Below are 23,457 nucleotides of genomic sequence, written 5' to 3' on the forward strand. Positions count from 1 at the left end.
GCGCGCTGGCAATACAGGAAGATAACTATACTAAAACAGAAGTCGATGCAAAAATAAGTTCAGTAAAATGGATAGCGAATAAATCGGCAAATGGTTGGCTGAAAGATCCGAATACGGGCATGGTTATTCAATGGGGTAGCGTGCCTAGAAATGATAGTTCAAGAAAGTTATTTCCGATGGCTTTCCCAAATACCTTAGCCGGAATGGGATTAGCTAATTTCAATTCAAATTCTAATCTATCTCAAATGTATGCACCTAATATAATGAGTGCGGATAGAGTTGGATTTAACATGCGTCAGAGTAAAGTCACTGAGGGATCTAATGCTTCTCCATTCACTGATATGAGATGGATAGCAATAGGATGGTAATTATGAATTTAGTAAACGAAGAAACTTATTATTTTGGCCAGAGAGAATTAGCCTGGTTCGCCGCTTCAATGAAAAAGGATTATATCGAAGCGGGTAGCTGGGATGATAAAGCCAAAGCAGTCCCCTATAGCGTTTATCGTGAATTTGCGCTTTCGGAGGCCCCACTTGGTAAAATGCTAGGTAGTACTGATGATGGCTATCCCACTTGGATAGATATCCCTCCTAGACCAAAGAAAGAATTAATCGCGGATGCTGAGAATGAAAAAAGAGTGCTAATGCAGGGGGCAACTGACGTGATTATCCCCTTGCAAGATGCGGTTGATTTGGAGATGGCAACAGAGGACGAAATAACACAGCTCAGGAATTGGAAACTTTATCGATTAAATGTCTATCGTACTGATACTTCGAACGCGCCCGATATTGATTGGCCTAAGAAACCTGAATGAGTTTTGTTATTTGCAAGTAATCAATAAATTTCGATTTATAACTGAACCAGACATCGCCATAACATTTGACTGACTAGAAGCTCTTATTGCATTAGCATCTGCGTTACTATTTGCCATTAACGTTGATGAATGTCCAGCATCACTTACGTTAGTTAACATATCGTAACCTTTTGTGCTACATAATTCTCCAGCTTTACTTAGACAGGCACCCCAGTTTGAGGCTAAACCTGAGCAGTCTATACTGAATGCTTCTCTACCATCAGGCGCATATGTTTTTTTATAGGTTGCACAACCAGTAAGTGTTAAAGACAATAGCAGACATATAATCTTATACATTTAATAACCTTACTAATATTATGAAATTTTCTGATTATTGAAAATCTCGATGATGTATTAATAAAATACATTATATCTTCCATTTTATTTTTACAAGTCTACATTCTCACATATGATATATAGCCCCATCCATGGGGCATCCTATTAGCAGCGTTGGAGGAAATAGGTGAGTTCAGCTTTATGCCAGTTTGATAGTGCACCATTTAGCATTAGCTGGTTATCCTGTGTAGTCTGAGATAACAAAGTTTCAATCTCAGCGATAACTCTATCTGCATTCTCACGTTTGCGAATAATGCGCTTAATCGCTGTTTTTTCAGCATCGGCTATTACATCTTGAAGCGCTTCCGTTACATGCCAGATACGCTCACATTCAGAAGCGATAGAAGGGACTAGTCTGACTTCCATTGGGTAAGGTGAGGGAATGCCGGTGACTTCTCTCAATGCATACCAGATAGCATTATTCCATGCGTCTCTGAAACGAAAGTTTTGTGTCATAAGCGCAATGATACGGGCGAGATTTTGGGTATCTTTGCTGCTGAACTTTTCGTGGGCTTCTGTTTGGGGTTGGTATTTTGGTACAGAATGTAGCTTTGCTTCCATGCGATTAAATTCAGCAATGTAGGCTTCTTTAAAGGCAGCCGCTTTTTTGCCTGTAAATCCCATCACCAAGAATACGAAGCCGTCTTTGGTCATTTCGTAGTAAACGACTTCACGAGTTGCACCCTTAGCAAGTTGTACGTTTTTTATCATTCGCGAAAAGTTGCGAGTGATAAATTCTTCTGAGCATTCAAGCGATTCTACTTTTTGTACAACATGATGATGTTGTTTGCCAAAGTAATGAGCTACATCGTCAGTTGTAGTGATCGCTTTACCATTATGAATAGTAACTTTAGGGGTGATAGTGGATAATTGAAGTGTCATAAGACCTCCATTGATAATCTGAATTTACCACCACCTAGAGGTTTCGAATCTCGTTGGGTGGTGAACTGAACAGGGTTCGAAACTACCGCGATTATCAGACGGCCAGCTTTTCAGCTGCCCCATCCAGCCCACCATTGAAATGTAGCTAGATTACGACATTAAAAAACACGCTCGCGGCGTGTACATGTCGCGATAATCACAGCGGGGTTTCGAATCCCGACATCTGATTTTGCAGATGCAAGTAAACTATAGCGCATGATTTCTTCTTTCGTCAATGGGTATTTTGTGGGTTATTTTTTAATCATTGTGAGTAAAAATATTCTTACTGGATATTCTTTTTATATTCTTTTTGTAAATGATGAGCTTTGTAACTCATTGATTTATATGGCTGGGGTACCAGGATTCGAACCTGGGAATGCCGGAATCAGAATCCGGTGCCTTACCGCTTGGCGATACCCCAATCGGGGATAATTGAGATAATAGTTGAAATTTATAATATGGCTGGGGTACCAGGATTCGAACCTGGGAATGCCAGGATCAAAACCTGGTGCCTTACCGCTTGGCGATACCCCAACTGAATAAACGATAAACTAACCAATATCTATAAATTGGATGGGGTACCTGGATTCGAACCAGGGAGTGCCAGGATCAAAACCTGGTGCCTTACCGCTTGGCGATACCCCAACAAGATTATAAACAATTTTTATAAAGAATGGTGCGGGAGGCGAGACTTGAACTCGCACACCTTGCGGCGCCAGAACCTAAATCTGGTGCGTCTACCAATTTCGCCACTCCCGCAAATTATGGTGGCTACGACGGGAATCGAACCTGTGACCCCAGCATTATGAGTGCTGTGCTCTAACCAGCTGAGCTACGTAGCCATCTTTTTGCACAACCTTTATCGGTGTTGCGGGGCGCATTATGCGTATATCGCCCCGAGTCGTCAACTGATTTTTTTACGATTTCCTCAGAAAAATATCTGTTTGTTTGGCTTGTAATCACTTTGTCGATAAAATCGACAAAAAAACGGCGTTATCGCCAAATAATAATAGCTTGATATGTCAAATATAAAAACTAATTAAGTTAGCTATTTTTGCTAATGAAATAAGCGATGCTTTTTACTTCAACGATGGTGATAATTTTCATTAACAACCAAACGCATTTATTAATTTATTGAGATAAAATGGGATGGTTATTGAGTAATTTATTCGCAAGCGAAAATGAACAAATTAACGCATAATATTGTATATCTATGCTGCTACTTTTGCAGCGATTAATAATTGCTGTTGTGTATTAAAAATTTTTTTAATTAAAAGAAAAATGTTGTTTGCAACATAAATTTTTTATATTCCCGCTAATAAAAAGCATCGAACGATGTATTACAACGTTATTACTATTCAAGCAAATGTTGCAAAAGTTCGCCATTTAACATAGCACGTTTAGTTAAGGCGAAAGCGCCAATAGCTGAATTATGTACCAGTTGTGAAGTCACAATCGGTAGATCATTACGAAAATCTTTTAGTGCTTGGGTTTTGATACAGTTTTGCATGGCGGGTAGGAGAACTTTTTCGGCTGCTGTTATTTCTCCTGCAATGACGACTTTTTGTGGATTAAATAGGTTAATAATAATGGCAATTGCTTTACCAAGATGATGACCTACGTGTTTAATTACTTCAATTGCTAACGGATCGTTTTTATTTGCTGCCTGGCAAATTGCTTTAATAGAACAATTATTTGGTTTTAATTGGCTTGGATAATTTTGTTCAAGTTGTTGCCTAATTCTATTTTCAATAGCGCTATTAGCTGCAATTGTTTCCAGACAACCAAAGTTACCGCAATGACACCGTTCTCCTAATGGATCTATTTGTATATGGCCGACTTCACCCAGGTTGTAACGGTTGTTTAATAAAATTTCACCTCCCATAATCACACCAGCCCCAGAGCCATGATGGATGCGTACAAAAATTGAATCGGCGCAATTTTGCGTCGCACCGAAATAATGTTCTGCCAGTGCAAAACTACGAATGTCGTGACCGATAAAACAGGTCATTTTGAAATGCTCTTTCAGATTACGCAGTAACTGCCAGTTATGTACTTTTATATGGGGCATATAATGGACAATTCCTGCTTGTGGATTGACTAAACCAGGTAAAATAACTGAAATGGCAATCAACTCGCGATTAGGGCGTTGATGTTGTTGAATGAAATTTTCAATAGCTGCAATTAAATGATTTTCTATTTCTTGCTGGCCGGTTTCGGGTAATGGTGAATGCGTTTCAGCGAGCATTTTGCCGTTTAAGGCGTAAAGTGCTAATGTACAATCACGACGACCTAATCTCACGCCAATGCTATGAAAAAGGTGATGTTCAGAAATAATTGAGATGGGGCGGCGACCACCGGTGGAGGCTTGTTGGGCGACTTCTTTAATTAAACCGCGCTCAAGTAATTGGCGCGTTATTTTGGTTACACTGGCAGGCGCCAATTGGCTTTGTTCTGAGATCTGAATTCGAGAAATAGGGCCTTTTTGATCAATAATTCGATATACTACTGCACTATTTAATTGTTTAACTAAATCAATATTACCAATTTGCTTCAAAATGTAATTGTGACTCATAAGTATATATGCTCGTTACAGTTCGATTTCACGGCCATTAACAATGGTTTTACGGATAATGAAGTCGCGATTAAATACGATAAGATTGGCAACTTTATCTTTTTCTATGCTCCCAAGTTTTTTGTCGACACCAATAGCACGAGCGGGATAAAGTGTAGCCATTCGTAGCGCTTCATCTAATGCAATACCTACATGTTCAACACTATTTTTCACAGCATCTATCATCGTTAAGGATGAACCGCTTAATGTACCATTTTTATCAACACATAATCCATCACGATAATATATGCTTTTACCTGCAAAGGTAAAATAATCCATTTCATTGCCATTAGGATCAAGTCCAGCAGGTGCGGTAGCATCTGTTACTAGAATTAATTTATCATCTTTCAATTGTTTACTATCACGAATATTAGCCCAGTGAACGTGTAATCCATCGGCAATAATTCCAGCATATACATTAGGTGTATTGTAAATAGCACCAACTAATCCAGGCGCTCGACCTGAAATAGCAGGCATAGCATTGAAAAGATGGGTTGAGAATTGAATACCTGCTTTGAAACCATTCTGTGCCTCTTCATAAGTTGCATTGGAATGACCAGCTGAAACAACAATACCGGCTGCAACTAATTGGTAAATATATTTCTCGGCAACAATTTCTGGTGCTAAAGTAATTTTAGTGATCACATCAGCATTTTGACATAAATAGTTGATCATTTCGGCAGAAGGCTTACGAATATATTCGGTATTATGCGTACCTTTTTTCACTGGGTTAATGTAAGGCCCTTCAATATGTAGCCCTAATGCCTGGTTTTTATATTTGGCCAGATAGTCACGCATCGTTTCTATGGCTGTTTTAATCAACGGATCAGGGCTGGTGATCAATGTAGGTAGGAAACTGGTACAGCCATTTCGTTCATTTGTTTTTTGCATAATTTCCAGCGTTTTAATTGAGATATCTGCTGGATTATCATTGAACTGTACACCACCGCAGCCATTAACTTGTAGATCAATAAATCCTGGCGCTAGAATAGCATTTTGTAGATCACGAATTTCAATATCCTGAGGTAATTCTGCAATTGGACAAACCTGTTTTATTTGTTCTTTTTCAATAATAACTGCATGATTGTCCAGTTTTTCATAACCGGTATAAATAATGCAGTTGGTTAATGCATACATGATATTTTACTCTTCTGTTATGGACAAAAAATAGGATAATCTATCAAATTATTAGCCTATTTCTGGCTAGTCGATAGTATTAAATTTTACTATCTTAATTTAACTAGCATATTGATTAATGATGTCAGATTCTAATTGACGGAAATATTTCAAAGTTTTTACTTTTAACTCAAGGGTTGCTGGTTCATCACAAACCAGTGCTGATTTTGCATGCATTTGTAGGCAACTAATCGTCCACATATGGTTAATCGAGCCTTCTACCGCTGCTTCAACGGCTAATGCCTTATTGGCACCGGTGGCCAGAACTAGAATTTCTTCCGCATCAAGGAGGGTCCCTACACCAACCGTGACAGCATATTTAGGTACTAGATCAATATTGTTGGCAAAAAAACGTGAATTTGCCTGTCGGGTCTCTGGTGTCAGCGTTTTGATCCTGGTTCGAGAAGATAGCGATGAAGCGGGTTCATTGAAGGCAATATGGCCATCACTACCAACACCCCCCATAAATAGATGTATTTTACCATACGACTTGATTTTATCTTCGTACTGTTTACATTCAGCATCGATATCTTTTGCATTACCATCAAGTAAATTAATATTATTCTTCGTGATATCGATATGGTTAAAGAAATTTTCATACATAAAAGTATGATAGCTTTGGGGATGATCTTTCGGGATCCCGACATATTCATCCATATTAAATGTAACCACATTTTTAAAACTAACTTTACCCGCCTTAAAAATATTAATCAGCTCATGGTAAGTAGCGAGAGGTGTTCCGCCTGTAGGTAGTCCTAATACAAATGGATGTGCAGCCGTTGGATTGAATTGATTAATTTTATTTGCAATGTAATTAGCGGAAAAGACCAACATCTTTTGCCGTTGTTAGAGGAATAAGCCTCATTATTTTTTTACCTCACTTAATTTTGCTGCATATCAGCTATATTTTAATGATTTTATATTATTCTTTGCTATTAATTCAGTTTTTATAACGCAAAGATTGTCTATTTGTTAAGGTCTGAAATCTAGTAAAAATAAGATATTTTTAATAAAAAAAAAAGATTTTTTGTTTAGCCACTATTTTAATCAAATAACAGAGTGACATTTAGACTTTTATCACAACTTTAGCTGATTTAATTTGTGAGTCTCAGTGACTTAATGATAATATATGCAAAAAATTGAATATTTATAATATTTATTCATAAGATCTCAGCAATGAGGTTATTCAAGGGGAAAACAGAGTGAATGTGTTAAGTTATTTGCAGCGAATAGGTCGTGCTCTTATGGTACCTGTTGCTGTGTTACCTGCCGCTGCGATTTTAATGGGGATTGGTTATTGGATTGATCCTAACGGTTGGGGGGCTAATAGTACCATTGCCGCTTTATTGATCAAATCAGGCGCGGCAATTATAGATAATATGTCAATACTGTTTGCAATTGGTGTTGCTTATGGTTTGTCGAAAGATAAAGATGGTTCAGCGGCATTAACCGGTTTTGTTGGTTTTTTAGTAGTAACCACCCTATGTTCTCCGACTGCTTTTTCGATGATTATGGGCGTTGCTAGCGAGCAGGTCCCAGCGGCATTTAGCAAAATTAATAATCAGTTTATCGGGATATTGGTTGGTGTATTGGCTGCGGAACTTTATAATCGCTATAGTGGTGTCGAGTTACCAAAAGCTTTGTCGTTCTTTAGTGGCCGTCGTTTAGTACCTATATTGACCTCATTTTTGATGATCCTGGTGTCCTTCGTTTTGATGTATGTTTGGCCATTCATCTATAATGTATTAGTGGTGTTTGGTGAAAATATTAAAGATTTGGGTTCATTAGGCGCCGGTATTTATGCTTTTTTCAATCGCCTGTTGATCCCGGTTGGATTACATCATGCATTAAATTCAGTATTTTGGTTTGATGTGGCGGGCATTAATGATATTCCCAACTTTTTGGCGGGAGCTAAATCGTTGGCAGCAGGTATGGCCGAAAAAGGAATTACTGGGCGTTATCAAGCTGGATTTTTCCCCATTATGATGTTTGGTTTGCCTGGCGCGGCATTGGCCATTTACCACTGTGCCCGCCCGGAAAATAAAGCAAAAGTCGCGGGTATTATGATGGCAGGAGCTTTCGCCGCCTTTTTTACTGGCATTACTGAGCCGCTTGAATTTTCATTCATGTTTGTTGCGCCAATTCTTTATGTCATCCATGCGCTATTAACGGGATTTTCTGTTTATATTGCGGCAGAAATGCACTGGATTTCGGGTTTTGGCTTTAGTGCCGGTTTAGTCGATATGTTGCTGCAGAGTCATAATCCATTAGCAGTAAATTGGTATATGTTGATTTTCCAGGGTTTAATTTTCTTTTGTTTATATTATGTCATATTTCGTTTTGTGATTAATAAGTTCAATTTAATCACGCCTGGTCGTGAAATGACAAATGATGAACAAGAGATTGATGATTATGATAAAGATATCATGATCAGCGATAAAGATATTACCCATGAAGCATACCAATATCTTGCGGCGGTAGGTGGAACAGATAATCTAACAGTAATCGATGCTTGTATTACTCGTTTACGTCTAGGCGTTAAAACCGTTGATATTGTTAATGATGATTTGGTAAAAAAATTGGGTGCATCAGGCATTATTCGTTTAAATAAACATAATGTGCAAATTATTGTTGGAACGCGAGCAGAAATGATTGCAGAAGCAATGAAAAAGATTGCTGCAAGAGAGGTTGTTGCACCATCAAATTTTGTTGAGAAAGATAATCGACAATTCGCAGTAAAAGCAAAAAATAAACCTGTTGGGCAAACGATTTTAACACTGGTTGCGCCAGTTAGTGGTGAAATTTATTCCCTTGATGAAGTTCCTGATGAAGCTTTTTCTAGCCGTATTGTCGGTGATGGTTTAGCGATTAAGCCAACCAATGGTGAGGTGTTAGCACCTGTCGCAGGCAGGATTATAAAAATTTTTGCTACTAATCATGCTTTCTGTATTGAAACTAATGAAGGTGTTGAAGTGATCGTTCACATGGGGATTGATACTGTGGCATTAAAGGGGCAAGGATGCGAGCGTTTAGTTGCAGAAAATAGTGTCGTAAAGGTAGGTCAGCCTATCCTGAAACTAGATCTACCTTACTTAGAGCAGCATGCTAAATCAATGATAAGCCCAATTATTATCAGTAATATTGATGATTATCAGGGATTGACAATCGTGGCAACGGGTGAAGTAATCGCGGGAATAACGCCAATTTATGATATATTGAAGTAATGTGTTTTATTATTATGATTTGATATAATAATCGTAGAATTAATAATGGATAAAACGGGAAGGGTTATGAACCTCCCGTTTTTCCTTTATGCGCTTTTTATTAATTTAATAAAGCCTAATAATATGTGTTAATAAACGGTTGTTTCTAATTCGGATATCGTAGATGATAAAAGCGTTATTAACATGCTTTTGCATTGAGGAACTATGACAATGAATGAGGCAGATACTCGCCCAACAAATTTCATTCGCCAGATTATTGATGAAGATTTGGCTACAGGTAAACATACTCATGTACATACCCGTTTTCCACCTGAACCAAATGGTTATTTGCATATTGGTCATGCGAAATCAATCTGTCTGAATTTTGGTATTGCTAAGGATTATCAGGGTCAATGCAATTTGCGTTTTGATGATACTAATCCAGTTAAAGAAGATGTCGAATATGTTAATTCTATTCAAGAAGATGTGAAGTGGTTAGGCTTTAATTGGAGTGGTAACGTTAAATATTCGTCCGATTATTTTGATGACCTTTATCAATATGCCATTGAGCTGATTAAAAAAGGCTTAGCGTATGTTGATGAATTAAGTCCTGATGCTATTCGTGAATATCGAGGAACTTTAAAGCAGCCAGGTAAAAATAGTCCATATCGTGATCGCAGTATTGAGCAAAATTTGCAGCTATTTGACAAGATGCGAGCGGGCGGATTTGAAGAGGGTAAGGCCTGTCTGCGCGCTAAAATTGATATGTCATCTCCTTTTATAGTTATGCGTGATCCGGTGTTATATCGAATAAAATATGCTGAGCACCACCAATCAGGTAATAAATGGTGTATTTATCCAATGTATGATTTTACCCATTGTATTTCGGACGCATTAGAAGGGATTACTCACTCACTTTGTACCCTGGAATTTCAGGATAATCGCCGCTTGTATGATTGGGTATTAGATAATATTACCATTGATTGTCATCCAAGACAGTATGAGTTTTCACGTCTAAATCTTGCCTATACGGTGATGTCAAAACGTAAACTAAATCAGTTAGTGACAGAAAATAGGGTTGCAAGCTGGGATGATCCTAGAATGCCAACTATTTCAGGTTTACGTCGTCGTGGCTATACGGCTGCATCAATTCGTGAGTTTTGTCGCCGTATTGGTGTTACCAAGCAAGATAATATGGTTGAAATGGCAGCATTGGAGTCTTGCATTCGTGATGATCTAAATGAAAATGCACCACGAGCCATGGCGGTATTAGATCCGATAAAGTTAGTGATTGAAAACATGCCCGCTGATGAGCAAATGCTGACAATGTATAATCACCCGAATAAACCTGAGATGGGCACTCGTCAAGTACCATTTAGTCGAGAGCTTTATATTGATCGGGCTGATTTTCGTGAAGAAGCTAATCGACAATATAAGCGCTTAGTTTTAGGTAAAGAGGTACGTTTACGTAATGCTTATATTATACAGGCTAATCGGGTTGATAAAGATGTTGCAGGTAATATTACCACGATTTATTGTACTTATGATGTTGATACCTTAAATAAGGATCCTGCCGACGGACGTAAAGTCAAAGGAGTTATCCATTGGGTAAGTGCATTACATGCTCTGCCAGCAGAAATCAGGTTGTATGATCGCTTATTTACTGTGCCTAATCCTGCGGCAGAAGAGGACTTTTTAGCCGCTTTTAATCCAGATTCTTTAGTGATTCGGCATGGGTTTGTTGAACCAAGTTTAATTAACGCGCAAGCTGGAAAAGCTTATCAGTTTGAACGCGAGGGCTATTTTTGTGCCGATAACCATGACCATACTGCCGAACAATTGGTATTTAATCGTACGGTAGGGTTAAGAGATAGTTGGGCAAAAATAGCCAGCTAAGAAATTATATCATTGATAGTGACTATAAAAAGCGTGGTTGATAACCACGCTTTTTTATTAACAATTGCCCCGTAAATCCTCGCCCAATGCGGGCCGGGATATAAGGGATGCTAATCAGGTGTTTTCTGCGATTCTACATACGTTTTCAGTGTTTCGATTGTTGCACCGCCAGAACTACAGGCGAAGTAAGAACGTGACCAGAGAACGCCAGTATTAGACTGCTTTATCAGGTGACTATTTTGTTGTCGTACCATTCTGCTGCTGATCGATTTCAGGTTATTTACCAGAACACTAACCGATAACTTTGGCGGATATCCCACCAGAACATGAATGTGATCCGCTTCTCCATCCACTTCAAGAATATCTATCTCAAGCCGTTTGGCGGCATGGTGCATTGCTTCCCGTATCTGGGCGATCATTGCACCGTCTAACAACTTACGTCGGTACTTAGTACAGAAAATCAGGTGTACAACAAGTTTCGTTACCGAATGACGGCGGCGAAGGTAATCGGGAAAAGTTTTATCTTGAGCACTCATTTACAAAACCTTCTTGGAAGATTATTTTATATTGATTGTATATAAGAGCACTTATTATGTATAGAGCAACAAAAGTACGCATTTATCCAACGTAAGAACAGGCTGAATTGCTGGAAAAACAGTTCGGAGCGGTGCGTTTTGTGTACAATAAAGCTCTGCATATCCGTACTCACTGGTATAAGCGATACGGCGTTTCTCTGAGTAACATCAAACACATTCAGCCTTTGTTGCCTATTGCAAAAAAATCCCGTCGCTATGGATGGATAAAACAGGCTGACAGTAATGCGTTACAGGTGGCATTACAGAATCTGGATCAGGCTTTCAAAAACTTCTTTGATAAGCGGGCAAAATATCCGAAATTCAAACGGAAACACGGGGCGCAATCCAGCTACCATTGCAGTAATCTGAAAATCACCAACGACACTATCAAGATCCCTAAAATCCCGGCTATCAGAGCGAATATTCACCGAGAGATTACCGGTAAGGTGAAAAGCATCACACTGAGTCGAAGCGCAACAGGGAAATACTATGCGTCACTACTGTGTGATGACGGGGTAGAAGTACCCTCAAAGCCAGTATTGATATCAAATATCACGGGGCTTGATGTAGTGCTGAGTCATTACGCCATCAAATCAGACGGCAATAAGATTGCTAATCCGCGCCACCTTATCAATGCCAGCCATAACCTACGTCGAAAACAAAAAGCCTTATCTCGCAAGCAAAAAGGGAGTACTAATCGCCGTAAAGCCCGAATACAGCTTGCAGGTGTACACGAACGGGTAGCGAATGCCCGTGCTGATTTTCAACACAAACTCTCTCGTGCAATTGTTGACGAAAACCAAGCGGTAATAGTAGAGACACTGAAATCGGCGAACATGATGAAAAACCGCTGTCTGGCACGCGCTATCGGTGATGCAAGCTGGCATGGTTTTATCACAAAACTGGAATATAAAGCCGCAGAAAAAGGCATACATCTGGTAAAATTGGATCAATGGTTTGCCAGTACGAAAACCTGTCATTGCTGTGGTTACAAAATGTCAGAAATGCCACTACATAAGCGTATCTGGCAATGCCCTGAATGTGGAGTTGAACATGACCGCGATATCAATGCGGCAATCAATATCCGACACAAGGGTATATTGGAATTACAAGCGGCGGGACACGTCGTTTCAGCCCATGGAGACCAGCGCGAATCCGTCGTAAGACGGTTGCGGTCTGAGAAGTGGGAAGCCTCGCCGTTTACGGCGGGGAGCAGTCACCAGAAAAATATGGCTTTTAGTCATAGATTTCTAGTTGGTTAAAACAAGATAACCACTCTTTGGCAAATATAATTATTAAACAGAACTATTGGCTATTAATAAGGATGTTAGGCCATGCCGAACTTTATCAATTCAAACTGTTTAGTAAAAAATGTGTTTTTGCCTAAGAAATCGCAACTGATATCTTCTAAATGCAATTACCTCCCTCCATTAAAAAATATTTATAATAGTAATGTTGAAATATCACGACAAAAAACGCCACTAAATGAGTTGCATACTTGTCAAAAATTAAGTTTGTTGGTAGATAAAGCCAACATCGAGCAACATTATCATGATGCGCTATTAGCTGATTTTGTTTACAGCCGTGACTTTACGACTTTAGAAGCCACTCAGTGGGGGATCGAGCGTGAATTGGCCCGGTTCCTGTCTAAAAAGACCAATATAAAACTGAATCCACAGCATGGTTTATTAAACGATAGTAAAACCGGCTTAGTCGCTTATATGTCACCGATCATGCAAAACTGATCCACTAACGATCATCTAAAACTGATCCACTTGGTATTATTCGCACATTTTTGTACGGATAATTTATGTTAACCAAGGAGATATTTGTGGATATTCATGTTCGCTTTGCACAAGGACAAAGCCTTCGAAAAATTGCCAGTGAGTTGGGTATATCCCGTAACACCGTAAAACATCATTTACAACAACAGACAATGCCAACTTATGCTAAAAGAAGTCAACAACCGACTAAATTATCCCCCTTTAAGCCTTATTTGCTTCAGCGAATTGAACTGGCTAAACCTGATTGGATCCCTGCAACAGTCTTATTTGATGAGGTAGTTGAAAACGGCTATCAAGGTGGTATTGCTCAATTACGCCGATTTGTTTGTCAATTTAAACCAAGCATTGTTCCCGAAGTAGTCGTCCGTTTTGAAACACAGCCAGGTCAACAAATGCAAATCGACTTCACCAGCATCCGGCGAGGTAAAAAATCGCTGAAAGCGTTTGTTGCAACGCTAGGCTATTCGCGTGCGAGTTATGTAAAGTTCTTTGATAATGAACGAGCAGAATCGTGGCAGCAAGGTTTAAGAGAAGCTTTCGACTACTTTGGTGGTGTACCACAGGAAGTATTGTGTGATAACGCAAAATCCCTCATCATCGAACGGGATGCTTATGCAGAAGGTGATCATAAATTACATGTCGAAATGCTTCAAATGTCGAAAGATTACGGGTTTAAATTGAAGGCTTGCAAGCCCTACAGGGCAAAAACGAAAGGGAAAGTAGAGCGCTTTAACCACTATTTAAAAAACAGCTTTATCGTGCCATTAAACACCGACCTTCGTGCTCATAATCTTGAACTGGATATTGAAATAGCTAATGCAAAAGTGGGTCCATGGTTACAACGCGTTGCCCATCAGCGAATTCATGGAACAACGTTAGAGAAGCCAGCAGATAGATTAGCTAAGGAAGTTAAGTCTCTTCTACCCTTACCAGCAAGGGTTTGCCAATCTATCCCACAGACTAATACGCTTAATATCCCTATCGTACCGCCCCTTGAATCTGTCAGTTTGCAACACTCAATCAGCGTATACGAAGCATTACTGGGAGGTGAACATGTTATTGCATGAACAAATTGAACACCTGTGTGAGTCATTGAAATTAAATTCTATTCCGACTCATTGGTCATCACTTGCCGAAAAATGCATTGCCCAAGACAAAAGCTACGGAGAGTTTTTACTGTCCCTGTTAAAATGTGAGCAACAACAACGAGATGAACGAACTCGTAATCTTTTGAGTCGGATGGCAGGATTCCCAGCACATAAAGAACTTAATACGTTCGATTTTAAGTTTGCAACGGGGATCCCCAAACAACACATACAGGAATTAAGCGCATTAACGTTTATTGAACGTAATGAAAATGTCGTGTTGCTTGGCCCAAGCGGTGTAGGCAAAACGCATTTAGCTATTGGGTTAGGATTAAAAGCAGTACAGGCCAAGAAGAAAACCCGCTTTACCACGGCAGCTGAACTGATGTTGCAACTCTCAACTGCCAAACGACAAAATAAGCTCAAACAATATCTATCACGTTCGGTGATGGCCCCGAAGTTGTTGATTATCGATGAAATTGGATACCTGCCGTTTGGGCGAGAAGAAGCAAACCTGTTTTTCAATGTGATTGCCAAGCGTTATGAGCATGGCAGTGTCATATTGACGAGTAACCTATCATTTGGGCAATGGCCAAGTGCTTTTGCTGATGACGCAACATTAACTGCCGCTATGCTTGATCGTTTACTTCATCATTCGCATGTACTGCAATTAAGCGGTGAAAGCTACCGATTGAAAGATAAGCGGCGCTCAGGAGCAATAACTGAGTAAAACAGTGGATCAATTTTGATTGATCGGATTTAGATAAAAAGTGGATCAGTTTTCGGTGATCGTTGACATTATATTTTTCACAATAAAATTAGGCAGGAAATTCGCTTGGTTTTTGGTGGTACCACCAGTGGTGAAGCGGTAAGTGGTGGAGCGCCGCGTTATATGAAGAATCCGAGAACTTTTATTAATCAATGTAATGCAAATATTGATAATGTATTTGGTGACATTCCTGCTTGCTATAAACAGGCTAGCCAGCTGCTGCATCATTTACAATTACTTATGCAACATGAGAAATGGGAGAAATATAGTCTTTCAACCAGTGGTCATTCATTAGGCGGAGGCTTAGCGGCTTATTCTGCGCTGAAAGTATCTACCACAGAAAAAACTATTCGAGCAGAATGTTTTTGCAGCGCTCAACTTGGCTTAGGTTTACAGAAAGATTTGTTAGCACAATATAGCAATCTAGCCAACTTAAAAAAAGTTAAGGCTCATATTAATCACTACTATGTTGATGGTGATATTATTCCAAAGCTGGATAAATTTTTTGCCGTTGATCATATTGGTAGTGTTAATATTATTCCGCAGATAGCGGAGAAAAAAGATAGCGCCTTGGCTGCTCATAGCAGATATGTAGCGCATATTCGTACTTTGTATCAGCAAGCAGTTTGACAACCTAGTCGCTACCACTTTTTGATCCTATTTTGATCAGTGTTAAAATATTTCCTTGAGGTAATGAATACAATTTCAAGCTGTGCGCCCAGGTGCGTAAAAGAGAAATAGACGTTATTAGCGCTTCCATTGATAATTCAAATGGAAGCGCCGTTGCCGACAACCCATGCCCTAATTGACATAGGCTTTCCAGAGAAAACTCTGATACTTTATTATCTGCCAAAGAAACCAGGGTTTTCGCTAGAAAATGTAAATTATGACACAATCCAGCCCAGCACTCTTCACTACTATTTGCCAACTGTAGCATTTCATCGGTACTCAAATGTGAGATATCTAGCTTGCGAAGCACATCAGCTAACTCGGAAAAAAGAATGTTGCTATCAGACAGCATTGTGCACCCCCAATGATTGATGTAATGGTCAACAAATTCTGTAGAAGATCTAAGCGGCATTTTTTAGTTCATGATATTTTTGATGTGGCGTTAAATAACCAATCGTTGAATGGCGTCGATAATAATTGTAAAACTGAATATAATTTTCAACTTCACAGACAACAGATTGATGATTCATAAACGATAAACGGTTAAGTCTTTCTGTCTTTAAACTCCTAAAAAATCTTTCCATCACGGCATTATCGAGGCAATTACCTCGCCGACTCATGCTTTGAGTTATTTTCCGTTCAAAGAGGTGCGCCCTAAGCTCCTCCGATGAATATTGGCAACCTTGATCTGAATGGAACATCAAACTTGTCGTATCCGGTAATTGCCGTTCAATTGCGTTATCTAAGGCTTCTTTCACTAATTTCGAATCCGGTTTTGTTGATAAGGCATAACCAATAATTTCTTTGGTGGCTAAATCCAACACACAGGCTAAATAGCTCCACCCATAGTGATGTCTAATATACGTGATATCCCCGACATAATAGTGATTATGCTGTTCAGGGGAAAATTGTCGTTTAAGCAAATTAGGGGCATATCGATGTTCGTTACCCGATGAGTGATAGTAGTGCTTTTTCGTTGGTCTAATTGCAACTAATTGATTTAATTTCATGATGTTCGATATTTTATAAGTGCCAATTTGGTGCCCTAAACCCTTTAACTCGGCTTGAATACGTCTTTTGCCATAAATTTGACCCGATGTATAAAAAATACGTTTGATTTCGCCACACAGTCTTTCATTTTCAACTGTCGGTATTTTCGTTTCATAATAAAAACTACTGCTGCTTACTTCAAAAAGATGGCATAACTCAGTGACCGTAAAATTGGGGTACATGATTTTCAGTTGCTTCACGATTTTGAGTTTTGATTGTCGAGGATGAAGTAAGCCGCGGCTTTTTTTAATATGTCATTATCCCTCTGAGCACGCTTAAGTTGAACTTCTAATTCTTGTATGCGCTGTTGCTCGGGTGTTAACGCTTTTGATTTTACAGGCGTATTCCCATTTAACTCGGCAAGATATTGTTGCTTCCATCGTGATACGGCAGATTTACCCGCACCGGATATTTTTTCAACTTGGATATTGCTATATCCACCTTCAACCATGAGTTTTGCATATTCCAGTTTTTGCTTTCCGCTAAAGGTTACTTTTACTTTTCGGGTCATATTTATACCTATAAGATTTTGCTTAATTATAAGCTATAAATCTCTACAGTTTTATTAGACCACTACAAGCCATAGCATTACTCCTGTTAATGTTGTGGTGAGAGGCTCGTAGGTGTTGGTAGCACCTGCGGGCTTCGTTGTTTTATGGTTACTGTATCATTACAATAATAGTTACCATCTAAACATCACAATATCTGGTAATTACCAATTTCAATGCCAAAAGAAAAGCGTTCGCCACAATATCAAATGCGTCTTACGGAGAAATTTCGTGAGCAGCACGAAGAACAGGCCAAAAAAGATGGTGATACTTCTTTAGCGATGTGGATCATGCGTATCTTAAGGAAGGAGTTACGTAAGCGGGGAATTGAACCGCAAGGGTAAGTTGCATGTCAAGCAAGATGTTAGCGCCATCGCCTACAATAGGCCAAGCATAAATTATTTGTTGTGTCATACATAAGGATGTTATAGATGAGTGATTATTTGTAACTGAATAAGTGGCAACCGTGTAAGGCATAATACTTTTCAACTGATATCTCATTGTTTGGAAGGTAAAATGAAAAAATTGTTAAAATCTTGGCTAATTTTTAGGTGGAACAATAAAGCAAAATATTGTGGTAAAATAAAAGGAGAAATTCGCTTCTATTCTCCTTTTATTTTCAACTGATTAATAACAAAAACAGTGATAGGCAGGGTTATTTTTCTTCTTTACTATTCCGGGCTGGATGCCCCAAGTCGTTTTCATCACAATGGTCTTTTTTGGAGCAATGTCCATAGAGATAGAGACTGTGATTAGAGAGTTTAATACCATGACGCTCAGCGATGTTTTTTTGTCTTGTTTCAATCGATTCATCACTAAATTCAATAACTTTACCACAATCTAAGCAAATTAAGTGATCGTGGTGATGTTGTTGTGTCAGCTCAAAAACTGATTTACCGCCTTCAAAGTTATGACGAGTAACAATACCAGCTTCATCAAATTGGTTAAGTACACGATAAACCGTTGCGAGGCCAATCTCTTCCTCCATATCAATGAGTTTTTTATAGAGATCTTCCGCACTGACGTGATGGCACTCTGGCTCTTGTAATACCTCTAAAATTTTCAAACGTGGAAGTGTTACTTTAAGCCCTGCATTCTTCAATGCTTTATTGTTGTCGGTCATACGGATCCTACCTTGTTGCATTAGTAGTGAATTCAATAATATCAAAACATTGTTAACAGTAGCATACTGTTTCTTTCATACTAATTTTACAATTATATATGTCTTAATATCATTACACAATTTGCAGGAATTATCATGTACAAAAAAAATTGACATCTATCTATGGATGATGGCTGGCAATTCTAGCTCGTCGGATATTTGTTTTACCCAATTTTGCACTCGCTCATCGGTTAGTTCTGGTTGCCTGTCTTCATCAATCGCAAGACCAATAAAGTGAGTGTCATCAGCGAGTCCTTTTGATGCTTCGAAGTGGTAACCTTCGGTTGGCCAGTGACCAATAATGCTAGCACCGTTAGATTCAATAATCTCTTTCACTGTACCCATGGCATCACAAAAATATTCCGCATAATCCTCTTGATCGCCACAACCAAAAATAGCCACCAGCTTACCTTCAAAATCAATTTCTTCCAATGTCGGAAAGAAATCGTCCCAATCACACTGTGCTTCACCATAATACCAGGTAGGAATACCGAATAGTAAAATATCAAATGCTTCAATATCCTCTTTACTGCTTTTAGCAATATCATGAATTTCAGCAATATCAGCGCCGCCAAGTTTTTCTTGGATCATTTTGGCAATATTTTCTGTATTGCCAGTATCACTGCCGAAGAAGATACCTATGATTGCCATAAAGTAAATAAACCTCTTGATTTTAATTTGCGTTGTTTAGTTATCTTATTGTTACTAACAGTAGTAATAGGAAAGATAATAACAGTTGATTAATAAATAATTAAATGACCATTATTTTGACGAAAATAACTGCATAATTCTGTCAATTTTGTGTGTTTTAGACAAAATAAACTAGTAAAACTGCAACTCATCAGTTTTTCTTTGCTAATTGTGTCAGTAATATTTGTTCTATTAGTTCACTACGGCTTATTTTTTGTTCTTGGGCTAGCATATTTAATGCCGCAACAGCCCGCTCATTGATTTTTAATTCGATACGACGTAATCCTTTGCTTTTATCACGTTTTAATTGATTACGTTTATTAATTTTTAATTGTTCATGTCGAGATAAGGGATTGGTTTTCGGACGCCCAGGTCTAAGTTCATCGGCGAATAGATCCCGGGTTGTGCGATCAGTCTGCTCTTTTGCCATAAATTTAAATGTTGATGGAAATTTGCTAGTTACTTAAAACAATCATACCCTAGCAAGATAACTATCGCTACTATCAGATAAAATATATCCTATTGATAAAGCAGTCTATTAGTGAGCAACTGAAATGAGACATAGCCAGTAAAACAGATAAATGTGAGCTTACTGGCGACTTGTGTCATGTTTAAGCGTTAATTTTTGCCTTTGATCCTATTTGCTGATACCAGAGTTGAGCATAAAACCCATTTAACTTGAGTAGATTATCATGGCTATCGAATTCAATTACTTGTCCTTCATTTATCACACAGATTTTATCAGCATGACGGATAGTATTAAGCCGGTGAGCAATACTAATTACTGTTCGACCCGCAGATAGATATTGCATATTTTTCATGATAGCGGCTTCTGAGTCGTAATCTAGCGCGGAAGTGGCCTCATCAAGAATTAAAATGCGTGGTTGTGTTAACAGGGCACGGGCAAGCGCTATGCGTTGCCGCTGACCACCTGATAAATTCATCCCCCTCTCTGCTAACTGGGTATTGAAACCCTGCGGAAGTTGTTGAATAAAATCCAATGCGCCTGCCATTTGTGCGGCCTGGGTCATGGCTTCGTCAGAAGCTGCCGGCTGACTTAAGCGGATATTGTCTGCTATTGAACCTGCAAACAGAATACTTTCTTGCAATACTACACTCATATTAAGGCGTAAAGCCATGGGATCAGCGACAGCCAGATCCATACCATCAATCGTAATTTGACCCTGCTGAGGAATATAAAGTCGTTGTAATAGTTTCGTTAAGGTACTCTTTCCGGATCCTGAAGGGCCTGTGATACCAATAAATTGTCCGGCTTTAATTGACAAGGATAGGTTCTGCAATACTTCTGGCATATCGCTAGCATAACGAAATCTGATGTGATTAAATTTAATATTACCCTCAAGAGATGCGGTATTAGTTAATCCTGTTTGGCCAAATTCGGTAGGTTCATCAAGAATATCACCAACACGTTTTAGTGCGATAAGGGTATGTTGAAAATCTTGCCATACTTGCGCCAGTCGGAGAATCGGTTGGGTTACATGGGCACTAAGCATATTAAAAGCAATTAATTCTCCAGGGCTAAGCTGGCCTTGCATCACGGCTTTAACACCAAACCATAATAAAATAGCGGTAGTTATTTTATTGACCAGTGTAATGATTTGACTGGCTATCACACTGCTTTTTTGCACCTGAAAGCTTTTTTGTAATTGGTGACTAAGGATTTTTTGCCAGCGTTGTAAAAACCTATTCTCTGTAGCAGTTGTTTTAATGGTTTCAATACCAGTAATTGATTCAGTAAGAAAAGTGGTGTTTTCGGCTTGAGCTTCATACTCTTTTTCTACCCGTTTACGGATAATGGGACCAATTAATAACCAAAAAATAAAATAGATAACCAATGAACCAACAACGATACTAGCGAGCAGTGCACTGTAATTGAACAACACAGTAATAAATAAGGTGACAAAAAAGAGATCGATAAACAACATTAAAGTTGAACCAGTGAGGAATTGCCGAATTTGCGCCATTTCACGAACCCGGGCAATAATTTGTCCTGTTTGTCGCTGTTTAAAATAATCGAGTGGTAGCCCTAATAAATGACGATATAAGCGGCCAGATAATTCAGCATTAATTTGGCCAGAGGTATGGTTAAAAATTTTATTACGAATAAAACTATAAATAGGTTCGGCTATTGCTAATGAGACCACAGCAAATGCTAAAACATGTAAGCTATTTAGGCTACGACCGACCAAGACTTTATCAATGAGATGTTGAAAAAGGATTGGATGGATAAGGGCAAATATCTGCACTACACTGGCGAGTATAAAAATATCTCTTAGTTGTTTATTTTGTCTAAGAACCGAAGGAGAAAACCAATCTAATCCAAACTTGATTTTTTTGGCAGTTAATTTTTTTTCTGCCACCAACAATACTTTAAATTTGATTGGGCTATTTGGATTATTATGATGAGGAAAAGTTAATGTTTTCTCAGAACACGGATTTATTACTTCAATGATTTGTTGCGTTATATTGGTAAATACCCACCATATTCCTTCTATTTCAATTAATGCGGGTAACGGGATTTGCTCTAGTTCAGTGAGTGTAAGAAAGTTTACTTTGCTTTTTAATTGTATGAAATCCGCACACTCTCGTAACTGCCAGTCAGTAAGATGTTCAGATTCTAATCCTAAAGAGTGAGTTAATTGTTCAATTGTAATGGATTTACTCAGTCGTTTACCAAGCCAGATTATTGCATCTAAGGCTTGGTTAGTGGTGTGGTTAGCTATTGCTACGGTAGAAAAAGTTTCCATAGTTTATTTCTCCCGCATTGATTCGGACAGGTATTCACGAATTGGACTTAATAGATAATCTATCACGCGCCGTTTATCGGTTTTGATTTCTGCCACAATAGACATACCTGGGGTGATATCAATTGAATGACCATCAACCATTAAATTATTTTGCTTTAGACTGATTTGCGCAGGAAAGATAAGACCTAGTTGTTCATCTTGGGCCGAATCACGCGAAATTGATAATACTTCTCCCTCAATAGTGCCATATCGCGTATAGGGAAAGGCATCGACTTTGACAGTGACATTTTGTCCAGGGCGAATAAAACCAATATCTTTATTTAATATCTTAACTTCGGCAAGTTGCACATCGTTATCGGGTACAATGACCATCAAATTTTGTGCCGGTTGTAATACTGCCCCTAAGGTATAAGTGGCTAATTGTTGTACGGTGCCAGTAACGGGTGAGCGGACAATTTCTAACTGCTCTCGTTCATCAAATTTTGCGTATTCTTGTTCTAGCATCGAGAGCTGGATCTCTGACTGCTTTTTTTTATCGTTCCATTCATGCTGTTTTTGTGATTGAAAAGCATTGAGCCGTTCTTTTAGGTTTTTTTCTTGCGAATCTAAAATATTTAGCTCAGAGGTTTGTTGAGCAATTAGACGCCTAATTTCTAATAACTCTTTTTCCTGTTCTAAATATTCTGATTTACTGATCATCTGTTTTTGGCTTAGGGTTTTACGGGCTTCTAACCGCTGTTTGATATTCTTTTGTAGCAAAAAGAGCACATTGAGATCATTGGTTTTCGCTTTTTGCGACGTATGATTAACTTCGATTTCAGAGGCTAAGCTAGCAATTTGTGCATCAAACTGTGCTTTTTCATGGTGATAGTTTTTGCTGATTTTTTCTTGTTGGCGCTTGGTTAATTGATGAAAGGTGAGTTGTTGATGGGGGATTTTGTTTTCCAGTAGCGATTGGTAAAGTAATTTTTCAATCGTATGATACTCGATTTGATGTGAAATACCGATGATATCCTGACTAACCCCCAGAGCGTCAAGGGTAAGCAGAGGTTCTCCTTTCTTTACATGTTGCCCGTTTTTTACATGTAATTCCGTCAATCGGCTCTGCTCATAAGCTTGAATAACTTGTGAATGTCCGGAAACGATAAGTCGACCGGTTGAGGTGGCTTGAACATCTAGCTGTCCCCAGTAGGCCCAACCCATAGTAATAACAACGCCCATACTTAAAGTTAGTGCCGTTAAACGTGCAAAAGGTGATGGCGGGCTATTCATCAACGCCAGATGTGAAGGCAAGAAGTCATAATTATATTGCATAAAGAACTGTTTTAACTTCCGTGTAATGCGATTTGTCATGAAGT

The 23,457-nt window shown here is 38.8% G+C and carries 22 protein-coding genes, 5 tRNA genes and 1 pseudogene; 10 read left to right on the plus strand and 18 right to left on the minus strand.

What is annotated here, in order from left to right:
• Positions 1–119: 119 nt before the first annotated feature.
• Together ArsFIN_RS28735 and ArsFIN_RS05200 are read left to right on the plus strand one after the other, a co-directional pair.
• Positions 120–368 carry a gp53-like domain-containing protein gene (locus tag ArsFIN_RS28735; RefSeq protein ID WP_407062033.1) on the plus strand — a complete coding sequence of 83 codons (249 nt, stop codon included), beginning with the start codon at positions 120–122 and terminating at the stop codon, positions 366–368.
• A 2-nt stretch (positions 369–370) separates the two neighbouring features.
• Entirely contained in the window at positions 371–814 is a 444-nt protein-coding gene (locus ArsFIN_RS05200) for a tail fiber assembly protein (protein ID WP_246067344.1), read from the plus strand.
• Positions 815–820: 6 nt separating this feature from the next.
• Here the strand turns inward: ArsFIN_RS05200 and ArsFIN_RS05205 are convergent, their stop codons facing one another.
• The 10 genes and pseudogenes from ArsFIN_RS05205 to nagB all read right to left on the minus strand — a co-directional run bounded on the left by ArsFIN_RS05205 (position 821) and on the right by nagB (position 6,765).
• Entirely contained in the window at positions 821–1,150 is a 330-nt protein-coding gene (locus ArsFIN_RS05205; RefSeq protein ID WP_135677526.1) for a hypothetical protein, read from the minus strand.
• A 144-nt stretch (positions 1,151–1,294) separates the two neighbouring features.
• The gene (locus ArsFIN_RS05210; RefSeq protein WP_135677527.1) at positions 1,295–2,071 is read right to left on the minus strand and encodes a Rha family transcriptional regulator; all 777 of its coding nucleotides are present in this window, start codon (positions 2,069–2,071) and stop codon (positions 1,295–1,297) included.
• A 385-nt stretch (positions 2,072–2,456) separates the two neighbouring features.
• Positions 2,457–2,531: transfer RNA gene (locus ArsFIN_RS05215), tRNA-Gln, on the minus strand.
• A gap of 38 nt (positions 2,532–2,569) precedes the next feature.
• Positions 2,570–2,644 (minus strand) — tRNA-Gln (locus ArsFIN_RS05220).
• Between the two features lie 36 nt (positions 2,645–2,680).
• A tRNA-Gln gene (locus ArsFIN_RS05225) sits at positions 2,681–2,755 on the minus strand.
• A 29-nt stretch (positions 2,756–2,784) separates the two neighbouring features.
• A tRNA-Leu gene (locus tag ArsFIN_RS05230) sits at positions 2,785–2,869 on the minus strand.
• Positions 2,870–2,875: 6 nt separating this feature from the next.
• Positions 2,876–2,952 (minus strand) — tRNA-Met (locus ArsFIN_RS05235).
• A gap of 512 nt (positions 2,953–3,464) precedes the next feature.
• Positions 3,465–4,685, minus strand: a complete 1,221-nt coding sequence (gene nagC / locus ArsFIN_RS05240) for a DNA-binding transcriptional regulator NagC (RefSeq protein ID WP_026823734.1) — start codon at positions 4,683–4,685, stop codon at positions 3,465–3,467.
• A gap of 15 nt (positions 4,686–4,700) precedes the next feature.
• Entirely contained in the window at positions 4,701–5,861 is a 1,161-nt protein-coding gene (nagA, locus tag ArsFIN_RS05245) for an N-acetylglucosamine-6-phosphate deacetylase (protein ID WP_135677528.1), read from the minus strand.
• A gap of 99 nt (positions 5,862–5,960) precedes the next feature.
• Positions 5,961–6,765, minus strand: a pseudogene (gene nagB, locus ArsFIN_RS05250) (glucosamine-6-phosphate deaminase).
• 337 nt (positions 6,766–7,102) lie between these two features.
• Between nagB and nagE the strand changes: the two are divergent.
• Positions 7,103–9,124 carry an N-acetylglucosamine-specific PTS transporter subunit IIBC gene (gene nagE / locus ArsFIN_RS05255; protein WP_026823737.1) on the plus strand — a complete coding sequence of 674 codons (2,022 nt, stop codon included), beginning with the start codon at positions 7,103–7,105 and terminating at the stop codon, positions 9,122–9,124.
• A 210-nt stretch (positions 9,125–9,334) separates the two neighbouring features.
• Entirely contained in the window at positions 9,335–10,999 is a 1,665-nt protein-coding gene (glnS, locus tag ArsFIN_RS05260) for a glutamine--tRNA ligase (RefSeq protein ID WP_026823738.1), read from the plus strand.
• Between the two features lie 110 nt (positions 11,000–11,109).
• On the opposite strand, the gene tnpA is transcribed toward glnS, so the two are convergent.
• Entirely contained in the window at positions 11,110–11,535 is a 426-nt protein-coding gene (gene tnpA, locus ArsFIN_RS05265) for an IS200/IS605 family transposase (protein ID WP_135677529.1), read from the minus strand.
• Between the two features lie 107 nt (positions 11,536–11,642).
• On the opposite strand from tnpA, the gene ArsFIN_RS05270 reads away from it, so the two are divergent.
• The 5 genes from ArsFIN_RS05270 (at position 11,643) to ArsFIN_RS05290 (ending at position 15,842) form a co-directional block, all read left to right on the plus strand.
• Positions 11,643–12,836 (plus strand): RNA-guided endonuclease InsQ/TnpB family protein, encoded by a 1,194-nt coding sequence (locus tag ArsFIN_RS05270; RefSeq protein WP_246067346.1) that lies wholly within the window; start codon positions 11,643–11,645, stop codon positions 12,834–12,836.
• A gap of 72 nt (positions 12,837–12,908) precedes the next feature.
• Positions 12,909–13,319 (plus strand): hypothetical protein, encoded by a 411-nt coding sequence (locus ArsFIN_RS05275; protein ID WP_135677530.1) that lies wholly within the window; start codon positions 12,909–12,911, stop codon positions 13,317–13,319.
• Positions 13,320–13,384: 65 nt separating this feature from the next.
• Positions 13,385–14,425 (plus strand): IS21 family transposase, encoded by a 1,041-nt coding sequence (gene istA / locus ArsFIN_RS05280; protein ID WP_135677417.1) that lies wholly within the window; start codon positions 13,385–13,387, stop codon positions 14,423–14,425.
• Entirely contained in the window at positions 14,412–15,173 is a 762-nt protein-coding gene (gene istB, locus ArsFIN_RS05285; protein WP_135677409.1) for an IS21-like element helper ATPase IstB, read from the plus strand. The genes istA and istB overlap by 14 nt, the downstream gene beginning before the upstream one ends.
• 105 nt (positions 15,174–15,278) lie before the next feature.
• Complete coding sequence (locus tag ArsFIN_RS05290; protein WP_026824198.1) at positions 15,279–15,842, plus strand: lipase family protein; 564 nt, start codon at positions 15,279–15,281, stop codon at positions 15,840–15,842.
• Between the two features lie 4 nt (positions 15,843–15,846).
• Here ArsFIN_RS05290 and ArsFIN_RS05295 read toward each other — a convergent pair whose 3' ends face one another.
• Both ArsFIN_RS05295 and ArsFIN_RS05300 read right to left on the minus strand, forming a co-directional pair.
• On the minus strand, positions 15,847–16,233 hold the full coding sequence (locus ArsFIN_RS05295) for a hypothetical protein (protein WP_071846926.1): 387 nt from the start codon (positions 16,231–16,233) through the stop codon (positions 15,847–15,849).
• Between the two features lie 49 nt (positions 16,234–16,282).
• A protein-coding gene (locus ArsFIN_RS05300) for an IS3 family transposase (protein WP_135677531.1) occupies positions 16,283–17,442 on the minus strand; the annotation gives its coding sequence in 2 pieces (ribosomal slippage) (positions 16,283–17,163 and positions 17,163–17,442; 1,161 coding nt in all).
• Between the two features lie 246 nt (positions 17,443–17,688).
• Between ArsFIN_RS05300 and ArsFIN_RS28125 the strand changes: the two genes are divergently transcribed.
• Positions 17,689–17,823, plus strand: coding sequence for a hypothetical protein (locus ArsFIN_RS28125; RefSeq protein ID WP_276324681.1), 135 nt, complete (start codon positions 17,689–17,691; stop codon positions 17,821–17,823).
• 311 nt (positions 17,824–18,134) lie between these two features.
• Here ArsFIN_RS28125 and fur read toward each other — a convergent pair whose 3' ends face one another.
• The 5 genes from fur to ArsFIN_RS05325 all read right to left on the minus strand — a co-directional run bounded on the left by fur (position 18,135) and on the right by ArsFIN_RS05325 (position 23,452).
• On the minus strand, positions 18,135–18,602 hold the full coding sequence (gene fur, locus ArsFIN_RS05305; RefSeq protein WP_026823770.1) for a ferric iron uptake transcriptional regulator: 468 nt from the start codon (positions 18,600–18,602) through the stop codon (positions 18,135–18,137).
• 156 nt (positions 18,603–18,758) lie between these two features.
• Positions 18,759–19,292, minus strand: a complete 534-nt coding sequence (gene fldA / locus ArsFIN_RS05310; protein WP_026823769.1) for a flavodoxin FldA — start codon at positions 19,290–19,292, stop codon at positions 18,759–18,761.
• A gap of 190 nt (positions 19,293–19,482) precedes the next feature.
• Positions 19,483–19,761: a LexA regulated protein gene (ybfE, locus tag ArsFIN_RS05315; protein ID WP_026823768.1), complete on the minus strand. Its 279-nt coding sequence runs from the start codon at positions 19,759–19,761 to the stop codon at positions 19,483–19,485.
• A 181-nt stretch (positions 19,762–19,942) separates the two neighbouring features.
• Entirely contained in the window at positions 19,943–22,099 is a 2,157-nt protein-coding gene (locus tag ArsFIN_RS05320) for a type I secretion system permease/ATPase (protein WP_026823767.1), read from the minus strand.
• A 3-nt stretch (positions 22,100–22,102) separates the two neighbouring features.
• Positions 22,103–23,452, minus strand: coding sequence for an HlyD family type I secretion periplasmic adaptor subunit (locus ArsFIN_RS05325; RefSeq protein ID WP_034250134.1), 1,350 nt, complete (start codon positions 23,450–23,452; stop codon positions 22,103–22,105).
• Between the last annotated feature and the right edge of the window lie 5 nt (positions 23,453–23,457).

The organism is Arsenophonus nasoniae, assembly GCF_004768525.1.
GTDB classification, from domain to species: Bacteria; Pseudomonadota; Gammaproteobacteria; order Enterobacterales; family Enterobacteriaceae; genus Arsenophonus; species Arsenophonus nasoniae.